General features: G+C 69.5%; 18 protein-coding genes. 8 read left to right on the top strand and 10 right to left on the bottom strand.

The window, feature by feature from the left end; all coding sequences use genetic code 11:
* Positions 1–9: 9 nt before the first annotated feature.
* From ASC98_RS00375 to ASC98_RS00340, 8 genes are all read left to right on the top strand, one after another.
* Positions 10–1533 carry an acyl--CoA ligase gene (locus tag ASC98_RS00375; protein ID WP_056802859.1) on the top strand — a complete coding sequence of 508 codons (1524 nt, stop codon included), beginning with the start codon at positions 10–12 and terminating at the stop codon, positions 1531–1533.
* Positions 1534–1674: 141 nt separating this feature from the next.
* The gene (locus ASC98_RS00370; RefSeq protein ID WP_369820431.1) at positions 1675–2679 is read left to right on the top strand and encodes a Bug family tripartite tricarboxylate transporter substrate binding protein; all 1005 of its coding nucleotides are present in this window, start codon (positions 1675–1677) and stop codon (positions 2677–2679) included.
* Between the two features lie 111 nt (positions 2680–2790).
* A complete protein-coding gene (locus tag ASC98_RS00365; protein ID WP_056802856.1) occupies positions 2791–3288 on the top strand; it encodes a tripartite tricarboxylate transporter TctB family protein in 498 nt (165 codons plus the stop codon).
* 46 nt (positions 3289–3334) lie between these two features.
* Positions 3335–4855 carry a tripartite tricarboxylate transporter permease gene (locus tag ASC98_RS00360; RefSeq protein WP_056802854.1) on the top strand — a complete coding sequence of 507 codons (1521 nt, stop codon included), beginning with the start codon at positions 3335–3337 and terminating at the stop codon, positions 4853–4855.
* 10 nt (positions 4856–4865) lie between these two features.
* Entirely contained in the window at positions 4866–5873 is a 1008-nt protein-coding gene (locus tag ASC98_RS00355; RefSeq protein ID WP_056802852.1) for a 2-dehydropantoate 2-reductase, read from the top strand.
* A 36-nt stretch (positions 5874–5909) separates the two neighbouring features.
* Positions 5910–6464 (top strand): DUF1697 domain-containing protein, encoded by a 555-nt coding sequence (locus ASC98_RS00350; RefSeq protein WP_056802849.1) that lies wholly within the window; start codon positions 5910–5912, stop codon positions 6462–6464.
* Positions 6465–6479: 15 nt separating this feature from the next.
* Positions 6480–6941 carry a GNAT family N-acetyltransferase gene (locus ASC98_RS00345; protein WP_056802846.1) on the top strand — a complete coding sequence of 154 codons (462 nt, stop codon included), beginning with the start codon at positions 6480–6482 and terminating at the stop codon, positions 6939–6941.
* A 13-nt stretch (positions 6942–6954) separates the two neighbouring features.
* Positions 6955–7395, top strand: coding sequence for a GNAT family N-acetyltransferase (locus tag ASC98_RS00340; RefSeq protein WP_056804662.1), 441 nt, complete (start codon positions 6955–6957; stop codon positions 7393–7395).
* Here the strand turns inward: ASC98_RS00340 and ASC98_RS00335 are convergent.
* The 10 genes from ASC98_RS00335 to ASC98_RS00290 all read right to left on the bottom strand — a co-directional run bounded on the left by ASC98_RS00335 (position 7380) and on the right by ASC98_RS00290 (position 16297).
* Positions 7380–8150 carry a fumarylacetoacetate hydrolase family protein gene (locus ASC98_RS00335; RefSeq protein ID WP_056802844.1) on the bottom strand — a complete coding sequence of 257 codons (771 nt, stop codon included), beginning with the start codon at positions 8148–8150 and terminating at the stop codon, positions 7380–7382. The two genes, ASC98_RS00340 and ASC98_RS00335, sit on opposite strands and share 16 nt — an antisense overlap.
* Positions 8147–8668 (bottom strand): GrpB family protein, encoded by a 522-nt coding sequence (locus ASC98_RS00330; RefSeq protein ID WP_056802841.1) that lies wholly within the window; start codon positions 8666–8668, stop codon positions 8147–8149. The genes ASC98_RS00335 and ASC98_RS00330 overlap by 4 nt, the downstream gene beginning before the upstream one ends.
* Before the next feature lie 72 nt (positions 8669–8740).
* On the bottom strand, positions 8741–9532 hold the full coding sequence (locus ASC98_RS00325) for a MetQ/NlpA family ABC transporter substrate-binding protein (protein WP_056804659.1): 792 nt from the start codon (positions 9530–9532) through the stop codon (positions 8741–8743).
* Positions 9533–9557: 25 nt separating this feature from the next.
* Positions 9558–10385 (bottom strand): ABC transporter permease, encoded by an 828-nt coding sequence (locus ASC98_RS00320; protein ID WP_082541769.1) that lies wholly within the window; start codon positions 10383–10385, stop codon positions 9558–9560.
* Entirely contained in the window at positions 10375–11343 is a 969-nt protein-coding gene (locus ASC98_RS00315) for an aliphatic sulfonate ABC transporter substrate-binding protein (protein ID WP_056802838.1), read from the bottom strand. Before ASC98_RS00315 ends, ASC98_RS00320 begins: the two co-directional genes overlap by 11 nt.
* Positions 11344–11379: 36 nt before the next feature.
* Entirely contained in the window at positions 11380–12753 is a 1374-nt protein-coding gene (locus ASC98_RS00310) for an LLM class flavin-dependent oxidoreductase (protein ID WP_255358636.1), read from the bottom strand.
* On the bottom strand, positions 12750–13580 hold the full coding sequence (locus ASC98_RS00305) for a MetQ/NlpA family ABC transporter substrate-binding protein (RefSeq protein ID WP_056802836.1): 831 nt from the start codon (positions 13578–13580) through the stop codon (positions 12750–12752). The genes ASC98_RS00310 and ASC98_RS00305 overlap by 4 nt, the downstream gene beginning before the upstream one ends.
* 33 nt (positions 13581–13613) lie before the next feature.
* Positions 13614–14276, bottom strand: a complete 663-nt coding sequence (locus tag ASC98_RS00300) for a methionine ABC transporter permease (protein ID WP_056802833.1) — start codon at positions 14274–14276, stop codon at positions 13614–13616.
* The gene (locus tag ASC98_RS00295) at positions 14269–15087 is read right to left on the bottom strand and encodes a methionine ABC transporter ATP-binding protein (RefSeq protein ID WP_056802830.1); all 819 of its coding nucleotides are present in this window, start codon (positions 15085–15087) and stop codon (positions 14269–14271) included. Before ASC98_RS00295 ends, ASC98_RS00300 begins: the two co-directional genes overlap by 8 nt.
* 10 nt (positions 15088–15097) lie before the next feature.
* Positions 15098–16297 carry an acyl-CoA dehydrogenase family protein gene (locus ASC98_RS00290; RefSeq protein ID WP_056802827.1) on the bottom strand — a complete coding sequence of 400 codons (1200 nt, stop codon included), beginning with the start codon at positions 16295–16297 and terminating at the stop codon, positions 15098–15100.
* Positions 16298–16357 lie beyond the last annotated feature (60 nt).

Raw genomic sequence — 16357 nt, 5'->3', positions numbered from 1 at the left:
GAGGCACCGATGTCCGACAGCTTGAAGGATCTGCTTGCCACCGGCGTCGATGACGACGTCGCCGTCTCCGCCCCCGACCGGCCGCCGCTGCGCCACCGCGAACTGCGCCGGCTGGTCGCCGAAACCCTCGCGCGGCTGAACGGCCTGGGCATCGGCCGCAACGACCGCGTGGCCGTGGTGCTGAACAACGGCCCCGAGATGGCGACCTGCTTCGTCGCCTGCGCCTGCGGCGTGACCAGCGCGCCGCTGAACCCGGCCTACCGCGCCGACGAGTTCGAGTTCTACCTGTCCGACCTGAACGCGAAGGCGCTGATCGTCGAGCGCGGCAGCGCCTCGCCGGCGATCGACGTGGCCGCGAAGCTTGGCGTGCGCGTGATCGACCTGGTCGTGCCCGAAGGCGCCGGCGCCGGCAGCTTCGTGCTGGAACCGCGCGACGGTGCGATTGGCGCATCGGCCGCGCAACCCGCCTGGGCCGAGCCCGACGACGTCTCGATGGTGCTGCACACCTCCGGCACCACCTCGCGCCCGAAGATCGTGCCGCTGTCGCAGCGCAACCTGTGCGCGTCGGCCGGCAACATCCGCCGCACGCTCGCGTTCACCGCGGCCGACCGCGGGCTGAACATCATGCCGCTGTTCCACATCCACGGCCTGATCGCCGGCGTGCTCGCGCCGCTGTCGGCCGGCTCGCAGGTGTTCTGCACGCCGGGTTTCAATGCGCTGAAGTTCTTCGGCTGGATGGACGAAGCGAAGCCCACCTGGTACACCGCGGTCCCGACCATGCACCAGGCCATCCTGTCGCGCGCCGGCAAGAACGCCGATGTGATCAAGCGCCACCCGCTGCGCTTCCTGCGCTCGTCGTCGTCGTCGATGCCGCCGCAGGTGATCCGCGAACTCGAAGAGGTGTTCGGCGCCCCGCTGATCGAGGCCTACGGCATGACCGAGGCCACGCACCAGATGGCGTCGAACCCGCTGCCGCCGGCCGCCCGCAAGCCCGGCGCGGTCGGCCTCGCGGCCGGGCCCGAGGTGGCCATCATGGGCGAGGACGGCAGCCTGCTGCCGGCCGGTGGCATCGGCGAGATCGTGATCCGCGGCGCCAACGTGACGCGCGGATACGAGAACAACCCGAAGGCGAATGCCGAGGGCTTCACGAACGGCTGGTTCCGCACCGGCGACCAGGGCACGATGGACGCCGACGGCTACATCAGCCTGACCGGCCGGCTGAAGGAAATCATCAACCGCGGCGGCGAGAAGGTCAGCCCGCGCGAGGTCGACGAGATCCTGATGGACCACCCGGCCGTCGCGCAGGTGGTGTGCTTCGGCATGCCGCACCCGAAGCTCGGCGAAGAGGTCGCCGCGGTCGTCGTGCTGCGCGAAGGCCAGCCCGCGACCGAACGCGAGCTGCAGGCCTTCGTCGGCACGCGGGTGGCGGACTACAAGGTGCCGAAGAAGATCCTCTTCATGGACGAGATCCCGAAGGGCGCCACCGGCAAGCTGCAGCGCATCGGCCTGGCGCAGAAGCTCGGGCTCGGCTGACACCGTTTTCTTCCCGGGCGAACCCTGCCGGTCGCCCGCGGTCGGCGTCCGTGAGGACGTTGGCGGCCGCACCCACAAGAACGACACCGACGGACCCCGGGGGGTGATCACCTCCCAGCGTGACAACCACAAGGAGCGATCTTGAAGTACCAGCAGTTCAAGCAGTGGGTGGCGGCCGCGACGGCGCTGTGTGCGGCGAGCGTGGGCGGTGCGGCGCAGGCCTGGGAGCCGGCCAAGCCGGTGGAGTTCGTGGTGCCGGCCGGCACCGGCGGCGGGGCCGACCAGATGGCCCGCTTCATCCAGGGCGTGGTCGCGAAGAACAACCTGATGAAGCAGCCGATCATCGTCGTCAACAAGGCGGGCGGTGCCGGCGCCGAGGGTTTTCTCGACGTGAAGGGCGCGAAGGGCGATGCGCACAAGATCGTCATCACGCTGTCGAACCTGTTCACGACGCCGCTCGCGACCGGCGTGCCGTTCAACTGGCGCGACCTGACGCCGGTGGCGATGCTCGCGCAGGACGAGTTCGTGCTGTGGGTCAATGCCGAGTCGCCGTACAAGACCGCGAAGGAGTACATCGACGCGATCAAGGCGCAGCCGGCCAACAGCTTCAAGATGGGCGGCACCGGCTCGAAGCAGGAAGACCAGATCATCACCGCGATGCTGGAAAAGGCCGTCGGCAGGAAGCTCACCTACATCCCGTACAAGGGCGGCGGCGATGTCGCGGTGCAGCTGGTGGGCAAGCACGTCGACTCGACGGTCAACAACCCGATCGAGGCCGAATCGCACTGGCGCGCCGGCAAGCTGCGCGCGCTGTGCGTGATGGACAAGGACAAGCTGCCGTACAGCACGAAGCTGACGCCGACGCAGAGCTGGAACGACATCCCGACCTGCGCCTCGGCCGGCGTGCCGGTCGACTACCTGATGCTGCGCGGCATCTTCATGCCGCCGGGCGTGACGCCGGACCAGGTGGCGTTCTACGTCGAGCTGTTCAAGAAGCTGCGCGCGCTGCCGGAGTGGAAGGACTTCATGGACAAGGGTGCGTTCAAGCAGACCTTCATGAGCGGTGCGGAGTACGTCGACTGGCTCGGCAAGAACGAGCAGATGCACCGCGAGCTGATGAAGCAGTCCGGCTTCCTGGCGCAGTAGATTGACCCACCCCCGAAGCGCCTTCGGCGCCTCCCCCTCAAGGGGGCGACGCCAGAGGCCCGGCAAAGCCGGTTCCTCGGCGGCCGCTGGATCCAACCAAAGAGGTGATGCATGAGCGAAGGTGAATCCACGACCGTCGGCAAACGGTGGCCGGAAATTGGCATGGCCGGCGTGCTGGCCGCGATCGCGCTGATCGTCATCGTCGACAGCCTGCGCGTGGGCATCGGCTGGGCCGACGACGGCCCGCGCGCCGGCTACTTTCCGTTCTACATCGGGGGGCTGCTGCTGGCGGCGAGCCTCGCGATCGTGGTCGGCGAGCTGCGGCGCTGGCGCCAGCCCGACCCGCCGTTCGCCGAGCGCGCGCAGCTGCGCAGCGTGGTCGCGGTGCTGCTGCCGATGGTGGTGTACGTCGCGCTGATCTGGGGGCTCGGCATCTACCTCGCGTCGGCCTTGCTGATCGGCTACTTCATGCGCCGGCACGGGCAGTACCGCTGGCCGGCGACCGCGGCGGTGTCGGTCGGCGTGCCGCTGCTGCTGTTCGCGGTGTTCGAGAAGTGGTTCCTCGTGCCGCTGCCGAAGGGGCCGATCGAGCATCTCCTCGGCTTGTAGCCCCTCCTCCTTTCGCGCACACAAGAACCCACAGGGAGAGAAGCGCATGGAAGAAATCACCAACCTGATGCACGGCTTCGGCGTGGCCCTCACGCTGCCCAACCTCGGCTTCATGCTGATCGGGCTGACGCTGGGCGTGCTGATCGGCGTGCTGCCGGGACTCGGCGGCGCCAACGGCGTCGCGATCCTGCTGCCGCTGACCTTCTCGATGAACCCGACGTCGGCCATCATCATGCTGTCGTGCATCTACTGGGGTGCGCTGTTCGGCGGGGCGATCACGTCGATCCTGTTCAACATCCCCGGCGAACCGTGGTCGGTGGCCACCACCTTCGACGGCTACCCGATGGCGCAGCAGGGCAAGGCGGCGCAGGCCCTCACCGCGGCGTTCACCTCGTCGTTCGTCGGCGCGCTGTTCGCGGTGCTGCTGATCACCTTCCTCGCGCCGCTGCTCGCGAAATTCGCGCTGAAGTTCGGACCGCCGGAGTTCTTCGCGGTGCAGCTGCTGACCTTCTGCAGCTTCGTCGGCACCAGCAAGGAGCCGCCGGCCAAGACCATCGCGTCGATGATGCTCGGCTTCGCGCTCGCCGCGGTCGGCATGGACAGCGTGACCGGCAACCTGCGCATGACCTTCGGCGTGCCCGAGCTGCTGAAGGGCTTCGACTTCCTGATCGCGGTGATCGGGCTGTTCGGCATCGGCGAGATCCTGCTGACGATGGAAGAGGGCCTGGCCTTCAAGGGCAAGAGCGCGAAGATCAACTTCAAGGTGGTGTGGCAGACCTGGGGCGAGCTCGCGCGGCACTGGAAGACCTTCCTGCGCTCCACCGCGATCGGCTGCTGGATGGGCATCACGCCGGGCGGCGCGACGCCGGCCTCGTTCATGAGCTACGGCATGGCGCGGCGCATGTCCGACGACCCGCAGGGCTTCGGCAAGGGCCAGATCCAGGGCGTGATCGCGCCCGAGACCGCAGCGCACGCGGCCGGCACCTCGGCGCTGCTGCCGATGCTGACGCTCGGCATCCCCGGCTCGCCGACCGCCGCAGTGCTGCTCGGCGGCCTGCTGATCTGGGGGCTGCAGCCGGGGCCGATGCTGTTCGTCGAGCAGAAGGATTTCGTCTGGGGGCTGATCGCGTCGATGTACCTCGGCAACCTGGTCGGGCTGATCGTGGTGCTCACGACGGTGCCGTGGTGGGCGGCGATCCTGCGCATCCCGTTCTCGGTGATCGCGCCGGTGATCATCGTGATCTGCGCGATCGGTGCGTACACCGTGCACAGCGCGATGTTCGACGTGGTGATGATGCTGGTGTTCGGCGTCGTCGGTTACGTCTTCAAGAAGCTGCGCTACCCGCTCGCGCCGATGGTGCTGGCGCTGGTGCTGGGCGACATGGCCGAGGCGAGCTTCCGGCAGTCGATGCTCGCGTCTCAGGGCAAACTCTCGATCTTCTGGTCGAACCCGCTGGTCGGCGGCATCACCGCGCTGGCGCTGGTGATCCTGCTGTGGCCGGCAGTGCAGCGGGCCCTCGGCTGGGCGCGCACGCGCGGATCCGCGCCGGTCGGAGACCATCCTTGAAAGGACTGCCTTGAAATTCGCGATCGTCGGCGCCGGTGCCATCGGCGGCTACCTGGGGGCCCGGCTGGCACTGGCCGGCGAAGAGGTCACCTTCATCGCCCGCAACCGCAACCTGGCGGCCATCAACGCGAACGGCTTCAGGCTGATCGAGGAAGACGGCCGCGAGCAGGTCGCGCGCAACCTGCGCGCCGTGCAGCGCATGGCCGAGGCCGGCCCGCAGGACGTGGTGCTGCTGACGCTGAAGGCGCACCAGGTGAAGGACGTGCTGCCCGAACTGCGCGAGCTGTTCGGCCCGCACACGCTGGTGGTCACGATGATCAACGGGCTGCCGTGGTGGTACTTCCACAAGCTGGCCGGCCCGTACGAAGGCCGCTCGCTTGACAGCGTCGACCCCGGCGGTGTGATCGGCGCGCACATCGAGCCCGAACGGGTGATCGGCGGCATCGTCTACCCGGCCTCGGAGCTGGTCGAGCCGGGCGTGGTGCGCGTGGTCGAAGGCAACCGCTTCACGCTGGGCGAGCTCGACGGCTCGCGCAGCGAGCGCATCGAGGCGCTGGCGCAGGCGATGATGCGGGCCGGCTTCAAGTCGCCGGTGTCGAAGGACATCCGCGGCGAGATCTGGGTCAAGCTGTGGGGCAACCTGAGCTTCAACCCGATCAGCGCGCTGACCCATGCGACGCTGCAGGACATCTGCCGCTTCCCGGCGACCCGGCAGCTGGCGGCGCGGATGATGACCGAGGCGCAGGCGATCGGCGAGAAGCTCGGCGTGGAGTTCAAGATCTCGCTGGACAAGCGCATCGCCGGTGCCGAAGCGGTGGGCGCGCACAAGACCTCGATGCTGCAGGACGTCGAACACGGCCGCGCGCTGGAGCTGCAGGCGCTGGTGGGCTCGGTGGTCGAGCTCGCGCAGATCACGCAGACGCCGGCGCCGAACATCGAGGCGGTGCATGCCGTGGCGAGCCTGCTGGCGCAGACGCTGGCGCAGCATGCCGGCAAGCTCGCGATCTCGCCCGCCTGAGACCCGAAGCCAGGATCCGACCGGCGTCACGATGGCATGGACCTCGCTGTCTTCTTCCGCAACCTGAACCTCGGACGGACGAACTGCCCGACGAAGCTGCAGTTCGAAGCCGCGTTCCTCGATGCCGGTGCCGACGCCGCCGCGTCGCTGCTGACCAACGGCACGCTGGTCTATGCCGCGCCGTCGGTGGAGGCGGCGCAGCAGGTGTTCGAACGGGCGCGGGTGCTGCTGGACACCCGCTGCGGCCTGAAGGAGCCGGCGTTCGTGCGCACCGTCGACTACCTCGCCGCGCTGGTCGACACCGACCCGTTCGCCGGCATCGACCGCGCGAGCGTCTACGAGTTCTGCGTGTCCTTCCTGCATTCGCCGGACGTGACGCCGCCGACGCTGCCGCTCGCGTCGGCGAACGGCAACGTCGAGCTGATCGCGCTGACGCCGGGCGAGGTGCTGAGCGTCAGCCGCAAGCTCGGCGCCTCGCCGGGCAGCCCGAACGCCTTCCTCGAAAAACGCCTCGGCTCGCCGCTGACGACGCGGGCGTGGAACACCGTTGTGCGGCTGGTGCGCAAGCACCGCGCCGCGTCCGCCGACTGACCTGGGCCCACTGCGATGAAACCCGACTTCACGATCCGCCCCGTCGCGCGCAACGACTTCGCCGCCTGGAAGCCGCTGTGGGACGGCTACAACGCGTTCTACGGCCCCGAGGGGCCGACCGCGCTGCCCGACGAGATCACGCAGGCCACCTGGTCGCGCTTCTTCGACGCCTACGAACCGGTGCATGCGCTGGTGGCCGCGCGCGGCAGCGAACTGCTGGGCCTGACGCACTACCTGTTCCACCGCAGCACGACGCTGCTCGGGCCGACCTGCTACCTGCAGGACCTGTTCACGACGGTGGCTGCACGCGGCCGTGGCGTCGGCCGGGCGCTGATCGACGGCGTCTACGAGCGCGCGCGGGCCGGTGGCGCCGGCCGCGTCTACTGGATGACGCACGAGACCAACGCAACCGCGATGAAACTGTACGACCAGGTGGCCGAGAAGCCCGGCTTCGTGATCTATCGCAAGATGCTCTGAACACCCGATGCCGATGCCTTACACGCTGACCCTCACCGATTCCGACGACGAAGCCTTGCGCCAGGCCGTGCTCGCGCCGCTGCGCGAATACAACCTGTCGCAGGCCGGTGCCAGCGGACAACGCCAGCTCGCGGTGCTGGTACATGACGCGCAAGGCCAGGTCGTCGGCGGCGCCTGGGGCTACACCGGCTTCCAGTGGCTGTTCATCCAGCTGCTGGTGGTGCCGGCCGAGGCGCGCGGCCAGGGCCTGGGCACGCAGATCATGCAGCGCGCCGAAGCCGAGGCGGTTGAGCGCGGTTGCGTCGGCGCCTGGCTCGACACCTTCGAGTTCCAGGCGCGCGGCTTCTACGAGAAGCTCGGCTACGCCTGCTTCGGCCAGATCGACGGCTACCCGCCGGGCTACGCGCGCTACTTCATGAAGAAGGCGCTTGCGCCGGTTCAGCCGGCGCCGTAGACGTTGGCCAGCGTGCCGATGCCGTCGATCGCCACCTCGACGAGGGTGCCGGGCTTCATCGGCAGCACGCCGAGCGAGGTGCCGCACAGGATCACGTCGCCCGGCTCCAGCGTCATGTCGTGCGACAACCGCGACACCAGCTCGGCCGGCGTGAAGAACATGTCGGCCAGAGGGTAGTTCTGCCGCTCGCGGCCGCCCACCGTCGTGCGCAGCGTCGCGACGGTGGGGTCGAAGTCGGTCTCGATGATCGGGCCAAAGAGGCCGAAGCCGTCGAAGCTCTTCGCGCGCGCCCATTGCGCGAAGCTCGGGTCGCGCGCGATCAGCTCCATCGCGGTCACGTCGTTGGCGCAGCTGTAGCCGAAGATGTGCGCGGCCGCCTGGTCGACCGTCACCGCCTTCGCGCGGCGGCCGATCACGATCGCCAGCTCGCCTTCATAGGCGATGCGGCCGACATCGGGATTCGGCACCGGGATCGCCTGGCCATGCGCCGCGAAGCTGTTCGGTGCCTTCAGGAAGTACAGCGGCTCGGCCGGCCGAGACCAGCCGTTCTTCTCGGCCGCCGCGGCGAAGTTGTTCCACAGCGCGATCATCTTCGACGGCCGGCACGGCGTCAGCCAGTCGAGGCCGGCGAGCGGCAGCCGCTCGCCGGTGGGGGAAGGGGAGTCGAACAGGTCGCCGGCGTGGACGACGACCTCGCCCCCATCCAGCAGACCGAAGACCTCACGTCCTGCGTGCACCCCCCGCAGCCATTTCATGCGCCGTCGACGCAGGCGGCGGCCAGCAGTTCGCGGATGAAGCGGGACTTGCCTTCGGTGTAGGCCTCGCGGTCGTCGCGGTAGCGTGCGGCGAGCGCGCGCTTCACGTCGACGTACTGCGCGGCCAGCTCGGGGTGAGCGCGCAGCTGATCGCGAAACCGGAGCTCGGCCTGCGCATCGGCCGGCACGCGCACGTGCACATGGTGGGTGCGGCCGCTGCCGTAGGGCGGCATGCCCTTCACGAAGAACATGCGGTCGCGCCGCGGGTTGTCGGGCCAGAACGCGTAGCCGAGGCCTTCGAGCGGCTCGATGAACGACGGCCACTGCGCCGTCACCGGCGCGATCAGCAGGATGTCGATGATCGGCTTGGCCGGCAGGCCCGGCACCGCGGTGCTGCCGATGTGCACGATGCACGCCTCGATTTCCGGCCCGAGCGCGGCGCGGATCGCCTGCTGCTCGGCCTTGAACAAGGCGGGCCAGCGGGCATCGTAGTCAACGAGGTCGACGGTATCGGGCATGGTGGGGCCTCCAACGGACGCGCCCGCACGGTATCACTGTGCGGCCCGGAAGTCAGCCCCCCGGCCCCACCGTCAGAAGGCCGGCACCATCGAACCCGCGAAGCTCGACTCGACCAGCTGCTTCACCTCGGGCGACTGGAAGGCCTTCACCAGCTTCGCGACCCAGGGCTTGTCCTTGTCTTCGGTGCGCACCGCCAGCAGGTTGGCGTACGGGTTCTTCGGATCCTCGATCGCGATCGCGTCGCGCGTGGGCACCAGCCTGGCCTGCACCGCGTAGTTGGTGTTGATCGCGCTCGCGTCCAGGTCGTCGAGCGAGCGCGGCAGTTGCGCCGCCTCGATCTGCACGATCTGGAGCTTCTTCGGGTTCTCGACCACGTCCTGCACCGTCGCGCTGATGCCGGCGGTCGGCTTCAGCTTGATCACGCCGTACTTCTGCAGCAGCGCAAGCGCGCGGCCGCTGTTCGACGGGTCGTTCTGGATGCCGACCTTCGCGCCTTGCGGCAGCTCGGCCAGCGACTTGTATTTCTTCGAATAGAAGCCCATCGGGAAGGTCACGGTGTTGCCGACGGCGCTGATCCTGTAGCCGCGCGCCTGGATCTGCGACTGCAGGAACGGCAGGTGCTGGTAGCTGTTGGCCTGCACGTCGCCCGCGTCGAGCGCGGCGTTCGGCTGGATGTAGTCGTTGAACTCGACGATCTGCAGCTTCAGCCCATCGCGCTCGGCGACCTTCTTCGCCACCTCGGCGATCTGCGCATGCGGGCCGGCGGTGACGGCGATCCTGATCGTCTCCTGCGCGATGGCCGGCGCGACCGCGGCAATGAGGAGCAGGAAGGACAACAGCAAGGGTCGGCGATGGAAGCTCATGGTCATTCAGGTTGGAGGAAGGAAATCAGGCGGCAGGCTCGAATCCGTCGCGCCACACCAGCAGCCGGCGCTCCAGCGCGCGCATCGCGCCATCGCTCAGCTTGCCGAGCAGCGCCAGCAACGCGATCGCGGCCAGCACGATGTCGGCGCGGCCGGTCTCGCGGCCATCGGTCAGCAGGTAGCCCAGGCCGCTGCTCGCGGCGATCAGTTCGGCGGCCACCATGAACATCCACGCGAGGCCGAGGCCGTTGCGCAGCCCGGTCAACACCGACGGCAGCGCGGCCGGCAGCAGCACGCGCCGCACCAACACCCAGGGCGAGAAGCCGAACAGAAGGCCGACCTCGACCAGCTTGCGGTCGACGCCGCGGAAGCCCGAGGCCACGCCGAGGTAGACCGGAAAGAACGCGCCGATCGCGATCAGCACGATCTTCGGCGTCTCGTCGATGCCCAGCCACAGCAGCAGCAGCGGCACCCACGCGAGCGACGGGATCGCGCGCAGGCCCTGCACCGAAGGGTCGAGCCAGGCCGACATCCGCTGCGACAGGCCGACCGCCGAGCCGGCCGCCAGCGCCAGCCCGCTGCCGAGCGCGAAGCCCGCCGCGACGCGGCCGGTGCTGGCGAGCACGTGCAGCCCGAGCGCGGGGCCGCCCAGGTTGATCAGCGTGCGCAGCACCTCGCTGGGAGGCGGCAACGCGCGGCTGCCGGACCAGCCCAGCGCGGCCGCCAGCTCGATCGCGCCGAGCACCACCACCGGCAGCACGAGGCCGACCGGCAGGCGCCAGCGGCGTCTTCTTCGCGGGTTCTGCGTCGGGGACGGTGCCGGCGCAGCCGCCAGCGACAGCTCAGGCGGCACGCTGGATCACGCCGACCGCGAAGCGGGTGTCGACCAGCTCGGTGACCGTGCGGTTCAGGTCGGTCCCCGGCTTCACCAGCTGCTCGTCGAGCAGGATCGGCGCCGCCGCCTGCAGCGCCTTCACATGCTCGGCCGACGGCTGCGGGTTGCTCAGGTCGGTGCGCAGCTTGATCTGCAGCAACGCGACCTGCAGGCTGACCTTGGCCTCTTCGGACAGGATCTTCGCGGCCTCGCTCTGGTTCGCAAGGATCCACAACCGCGCGCGCTCATAGGCGGCGATCACGCGCTTCACGTCGTTCGGGCGCTGGGCGAGGACGTCCTCGCGCACGTTCAGGAAGCCGTAGGTGTTGAACGCGACGTTGCGGTACAGCAGCGTCGAGCCGGCATCCAGTTCGCTGGCCGCCATCAGCGGATCGAGCCCGGCCCAGGCGTCGACGCGGCCCTGCTCCAGCGCGGTGCGCCCATCGGCATGCTGCAGCGCGACATGCTCGACGTCGCTGCGCTTCAGCCCCACGCTGTGCAGTGCGCGCAGCAGGAACAGGTAGGGGTCGGTGCCCTTGGTCGCCGCGACCTTCCTGCCCTTCAGGTCGGCCAGCGACTTGATCGGCGAACCCTTCGGGACGACCAGCGCGGTCCATTCCGGGCGCGAGAAGATGTAGGGCGTCCGGATCGGGTTGCCGTTGGCCTTGGCCAGCAGCGCAGCCAGCCCGGCGCTCGATCCGATGTCGATGCTGTTGCTGTTCAGGTACTCGAGCGCGCGGTTGCTGCCGGCGCTCAGCACCCACTTGACGGCGACGCCGTCGCGCTTGAAATCCTCCTCCAGCCATCCGAAGCGCCGCAGCACCAGGCTGGACGGCGAGTAGTAGGCGTAGTCCAGGCGCAGCTCCTTCGCATCGGCGCGTGCGACGGTGGGAACGGCCAGGGCGGTGGCGGCTTGCAGGACGGTACGGCGTTTCATCGGCAACTTTCGGGGACGACTTTCGAACAAGAAGGATCAGGCGGCGGCGTGCACGGCATCCAGCCGCAGCCGCTTCGCGACGTGGTCGGCACCGAGCCGCGGGCCGCGGCCGAACAGCTGCTCGCGCAGCGTGCCGCCGGTGTACTCGCGGCGGTAGCGGCCGCGCTTCTGCAGCTCGGGCACCACGTGCTCGACGACATCGCGCATCGATTCATGTGCCACCGCATACGCCAGGTTGAAGCCGTCGACACCGGTCGCCTCGACCCAGCGCTCCAGCTCGTCGGCCACCTGCACGGCATCGCCGACGATCACCGGCCCGCGGCCGCCGAGGCCGATGAACTGCGCGGCCTCCTGCACCGTCCACACCCGCGTCGGGTCGGCCTGGTTGAACGACGCGAGCGCGCTGCGGCCGGCCTCGGTGTCGATGTACTCGACCGTCGCGTCGGGTGCGAAGCGGCTGAAGTCGACGCCGGTCCAGCCCGACAGCAGCGCGAGCGAGGCCTCGAGGTCGATGTGCTCGCGGTACTCGGCATGCTTCGCGCGCGCGGCGGCCTCGTTCTCGCCGGTGACGATCAGCGCCTGCGCATAGATCAGCACGTCGTTCGCCGGCCGGCCCTGGGCCACCAGTGCCGCGCGGAGGCCGTCAACGTACTTGCGCACCACCGCGATGCTCGGCCCGCTGACGAACACGCACTCGGCGTGGCGCGCCGCGAAGGCCTTGCCGCGCGGCGAGGTGCCGGCCTGGTACAGCACCGGCGTGCGCTGCGGCGACGGCTCGCACAGGTGGATGCCGGGCACCTGGTAGTGCTCGCCGCGGTGGCGGATCGGGTGCACGCGGCCCGGGTCGGTGAAGATGCCGCGCGCCTTGTCGCGCACCACCGCATCGTCCTGCCAGCTGTGCTCCCACAGCTTGTAGACGACCTCCAGGTACTCGTCGGCCACGTCGTAGCGGTCGTCGTGCGCCGCCTGCTGCGGCAGGCCCAGGTTGCGCGCGGCGCTGTCGAGGTAGCCGGTGACGATGTTCCAGCCGATGCGCCCGCGCGTCAGGTGGTCGAGCGTGCTGATGCGGCGCGCGAACGGGTAGGGGTGCTCGCAGGTCAGCGCGCAGGTCACGCCGAAGCCGAGGTGCTGCGTCGCTTGCGCCATCAGCGGCACCAGCGCGAGCGGGTCGTTCAGCGGCACCTGCACGCCGTGGCGCAGCGCGGCGTCGGCGGCGCCCTGGTACACGTCGTAGACCCCCAGCACGTCGGCCAGGAACACGCCGTCGAAGCGGCCGCGCTCCAGCAACTGCGCCAGCTCGACCCAGTGGTCCGGGTCGGTGTAGCGGTGCGAGCGGTCGCGCGGATGCGTCCACAGCCCGGGCGACTGGTGCCCGACCGTGTTCATCTGGAAGGCGTTGAAGCGGATCACTTGCTGGCTGCGGCCTGGAGCGCCTGCTGGTAGTCGGTCTTCACGAAGCCGGCGAAGCGCTGCTCGGTGACGGCCAGGAATTCCTTCGAGCGGTAGGCCTCGGCGATGTCCTTGACCCACGGCGTGTCCTTGTCCGCGGTGCGCACCGCGACCACGTTCTGGTAGGTCGGGCCGGTCTTCTCCAGCGCCAGTGCCTCGCTCAGCTTCAGCCCCGACGCGAGCGCGAAGTTGCCGTTGACGAACGAGTAGTCGGTGTCGTCCAGCGAGCGCGGCAACTGCGCGGCTTCGATCGGCACCAGCTTGATCTTCTTGAGGTTGACGGCCACGTCCTTCTCCGACGCGCGGATCGGGTCGGTGCCGTCGCGCAGCCTGACCCAGCCGATCTCCTGCAGCACGACCAGCGCGCGCGCCGCATTGGTCGGGTCGTTCGGCAGCGCGACGACGGCGCCTTCCTTCACGTCCAGCGTCTTGTGCTTCCTGCTGTAGATCGCGATCGGCGCGGTCGGCACCTTCAGCAGCTCGCTGATCGCGAGCTTGTTCTCGGTCGCGAACTTCGTCAGGTAGACGATGTGCTGGAACGCGTTCGCATCGAGCGCGCCCTGGGCCAGCGCATGGTTCGGCTGGATGTAGTCGTTGAACTCGACGACCTTCACGACGTAGCCCTTCTTCTCGAGCAGCGGCTTGATGCCGAGCTTGATCTGGTCGGCGTACGGGCCGGCGGTGGCGCCGAACACGATCTCCTTCTTCTGCTGGGCGGCTGCGCCGAGCGCGACGGCGGACAGGGCGACGGCCAGCAGCGAGCGGCGTGCGAACAGGATGGGGAACATCGGGGTACTCCAGGGAGAGAAGAAGGGAAGGGGTCAGCGCTTGTCGAGCCGCCGCGCGATCGTGGTGCCCACCAGCTGGATCGCCTGCACCAGCACGATCAGGATCGCGACGGTGAACACCATCACGTCGGTCTGGAAGCGGTAGTAGCCGTAGCGGATCGCGAGGTCGCCGATGCCGCCGCCGCCGACCACGCCGGCCACCGCGGAATACGACAGGAAGCTGATCGCGAGCACGGTGAGCGCGAGCACCAGGCCCGAGCGCGCCTCGACGATCAGCACGCGGGCGATGATCTGCAGCTCGGACGCGCCCATCGCATGCGCCGCCTCGATCACGCCGCGCGGCACGTCGCGCAGGTTCTGCTCGACCAGGCGGGCGAAGTACGGGACCGCGGCGAACGACAGCGGCACCGCGGCCGCCACCGGCCCGATCGAGCTGCCGGCGATCACGCGGGTGAAGGGCACCAGCGCGACCAGCAGGATGATGAACGGGAACGAGCGCACGGTGTTCACCAGCCAGTTGACGACCGCGAACACCGGCCGGTTGGCGAGCGACTGGCCCGGGCCGAGCAGGAACAGCCAGATGCCCAGCGGCCCGCCGAGCAGCACCGCGGCCGACAGGCCGATGGCCAGCATCAGCAGCGTCTGGCCGAGCGCGGTCGACAGCTCGGGGAGGATGGCGACGATGTTCTCAGGCATAGGCCACGGCCTCCTCGTGCGGCGGCGCGGCCACCAGCCGGGCGAGTGCACGGCCGAGCACGGTCTTGCGCGCGGCGCCGACCTCGGCCAGCGCGAACTGCTCGGCCACCGCGCCGTCTTCGATCACCGCGACGTGGCGGCACAGCGCCTGCACCACCGCCAGCTCGTGCGTGACGATCACGATGGTGACGCCGAGCCGGGCGTTGATGTCGCGCAGCGTGGCCAGCAGCGACTGCGTGGTCTCGGCATCGAGGGCCGACGTCGGTTCGTCGCACAGCAGCACCGACGGCCGCGACGCCAGCGCGCGGGCGATCGCGACGCGCTGCTTCTGGCCGCCCGACAACTGCGCCGGGTGCGCGTCGACCTTCTCGGCCAGCCCGACCAGCGCCAGGCACTCGTGCACGCGCTGTTCGATCTCGTGCGCGCGCCAGCGGCCGTGGATGCGCAGCGGGAACGCAACGTTGTCGAACACGCTGGCGTTCTGCAGCAGGTTGAACTGCTGGAAGATCATGCCGATGCTTTGGCGCGCCTCGCGCAGCTCGCGCTTGCCGAGGGCCGTCAGCTCGCGGCCGTCGACCGTGACGCTGCCGTGGTCGGGTCGCTCGAGCAGGTTGATCAGCCGCAGCAGCGTCGACTTGCCGGCGCCGCTCTTGCCGACCAGCCCGAAGATGTCGCCCTGGCGCACCTGCAGCGAGACGTTCTTCACCGCGTCGAAGCGGCTGCCGTTGGGCAGCGCGAAGCCCTTGCTCAAGCCGTCGAGGCGGATCAGCGGCGGCGGCAGGCCGGGGTCGAGGTTCTGGATGTTGCTCATCGGCGCATGCTCATGAATAGGCGGTCGGCTCGGGGATCTGGCCGTTCAGCACGTAGCGACCGATGTCGCGCAGCTTGTAGTCCACCGGGTCGTGCAGCGTGTGCACGCGGGCGTTGCGCCAGAAGCGGTCGAGGCCGAAGCGCTGCGAGGTGGAGCGCGCGCCGGTCAGCTCGAAGAGCTGCGAGCTGACCTCGAGGCCGGCACGGTGCGACAGCACCTTGGCCTCGGCCACCGCGATCGCGACCTCGCCGCGCTCGGCGGCCGTCAGCGCCGGTCCCTGGCGCAGCGCCTGGTCGAGCCGCAACGCTGCGGCGTCGGCCAATGCGATGGCAGGGCGCAGCAGCAGCCACAGCTCGCCGTAGCGGTGCTGGATGAACGGATCGTCGACCGCCTGCGCGACACCGGCGGCGAACCACGGCTTGCTCGATTGGCGGGTGTAGTGCCGGGCCTCGTCGAATGCGCCCAGGCCGATGCCGAGGTAGAGGTTGGCCATGATCAGCTGCGCCACCTGCGAGCGCAGCGTCGCGCGCACCGTCGGCACGACGCCCGGCGCCTGCAGCACCTCGTCGTGCGTGATGCGCACGGCGTTGAACGCGACGTTGCCGCTGTCGGTCTGGCGCTGGCCGAAGGCATCCCAGTCGGCCTGCACGTTGACGCCGTCGCGTCGTGTCGGCAGCGCGGCGATCAGCGCTGTCTGTGTCGGCTCGTGCCAGGCGGAGATCGTCAGCTGGTCGGAACCGACCGAGCCGGACGCGAAGCTCTTCAGGCCGTCGATCACGAAGCCGCCGTCGACCTCGCGGGCGACCGCGCGCTTGTCGAGCGGGTTCAGCGCATTGCCCCAGAAGAGCTGCTCATCGACGGTGCGGCGCAGCAGCGTGCGCTGCTGCTCGGCATTGCCGTACAGCAGCACGCCGGCGAGCTGCAGGTGGTGGAAGCCGAACAGGTGGGCGAGCGCGCTGTCGGCGTGCGCGAGCTGGCGCAGCACGCCATAGAACGTGGGCCAGTCGGCACCGAGGCCACCGAACTCGCGCGGGATCGTCAGCGTCAGCAGGCCGCTCGCGCGGATGTGTTCGCGCTCGGTCGCGGCATGGCCGCCCGCCCGGTCGCGTTCGACCGCGGTGGCGGCGAGCTGCTGGACGAGCGTGGCGGTGGCGGCGGAGATTCGCTCATGCGCATCGGCATGGCGGGACAACGGGAGAACCTGGGACATCGTGGCCGGCAGTGTGGTCGGCGCGCGGCGCGCGGCGAACGAAGGAAATCGCCGGTCGAT

This window comes from Rhizobacter sp. Root1238, from assembly GCF_001425825.1.
Lineage (GTDB): Bacteria > Pseudomonadota > Gammaproteobacteria > Burkholderiales > Burkholderiaceae_C > Rhizobacter.
Note: the sequence above shows the minus strand (reverse complement) of the source record. Positions and strands in the feature narration are given on the sequence as shown.

What these genes read in the sequence shown, in the direction of transcription:
- ASC98_RS00360 (WP_056802854.1), top strand. Translation starts at nt 3,335, where the DNA reads ATGGAAGAAATCACCAACCTGATGCACGGCTTCGGCGTGGCCCTCACG.
- ASC98_RS00290 (WP_056802827.1), bottom strand. Translation starts at nt 16,297, where the DNA reads ATGTCCCAGGTTCTCCCGTTGTCCCGCCATGCCGATGCGCATGAGCGA.
- ASC98_RS00325 (WP_056804659.1), bottom strand. Translation starts at nt 9,532, where the DNA reads ATGAGCTTCCATCGCCGACCCTTGCTGTTGTCCTTCCTGCTCCTCATT.
- ASC98_RS00335 (WP_056802844.1), bottom strand. Translation starts at nt 8,150, where the DNA reads ATGAAATGGCTGCGGGGGGTGCACGCAGGACGTGAGGTCTTCGGTCTG.
- ASC98_RS00295 (WP_056802830.1), bottom strand. Translation starts at nt 15,087, where the DNA reads ATGAGCAACATCCAGAACCTCGACCCCGGCCTGCCGCCGCCGCTGATC.
- ASC98_RS00365 (WP_056802856.1), top strand. Translation starts at nt 2,791, where the DNA reads ATGAGCGAAGGTGAATCCACGACCGTCGGCAAACGGTGGCCGGAAATT.
- ASC98_RS00330 (WP_056802841.1), bottom strand. Translation starts at nt 8,668, where the DNA reads ATGCCCGATACCGTCGACCTCGTTGACTACGATGCCCGCTGGCCCGCC.
- ASC98_RS00345 (WP_056802846.1), top strand. Translation starts at nt 6,480, where the DNA reads ATGAAACCCGACTTCACGATCCGCCCCGTCGCGCGCAACGACTTCGCC.
- ASC98_RS00315 (WP_056802838.1), bottom strand. Translation starts at nt 11,343, where the DNA reads ATGAAACGCCGTACCGTCCTGCAAGCCGCCACCGCCCTGGCCGTTCCC.
- ASC98_RS00305 (WP_056802836.1), bottom strand. Translation starts at nt 13,580, where the DNA reads ATGTTCCCCATCCTGTTCGCACGCCGCTCGCTGCTGGCCGTCGCCCTG.
- ASC98_RS00350 (WP_056802849.1), top strand. Translation starts at nt 5,910, where the DNA reads ATGGACCTCGCTGTCTTCTTCCGCAACCTGAACCTCGGACGGACGAAC.
- ASC98_RS00375 (WP_056802859.1), top strand. Translation starts at nt 10, where the DNA reads ATGTCCGACAGCTTGAAGGATCTGCTTGCCACCGGCGTCGATGACGAC.
- ASC98_RS00300 (WP_056802833.1), bottom strand. Translation starts at nt 14,276, where the DNA reads ATGCCTGAGAACATCGTCGCCATCCTCCCCGAGCTGTCGACCGCGCTC.
- ASC98_RS00340 (WP_056804662.1), top strand. Translation starts at nt 6,955, where the DNA reads ATGCCTTACACGCTGACCCTCACCGATTCCGACGACGAAGCCTTGCGC.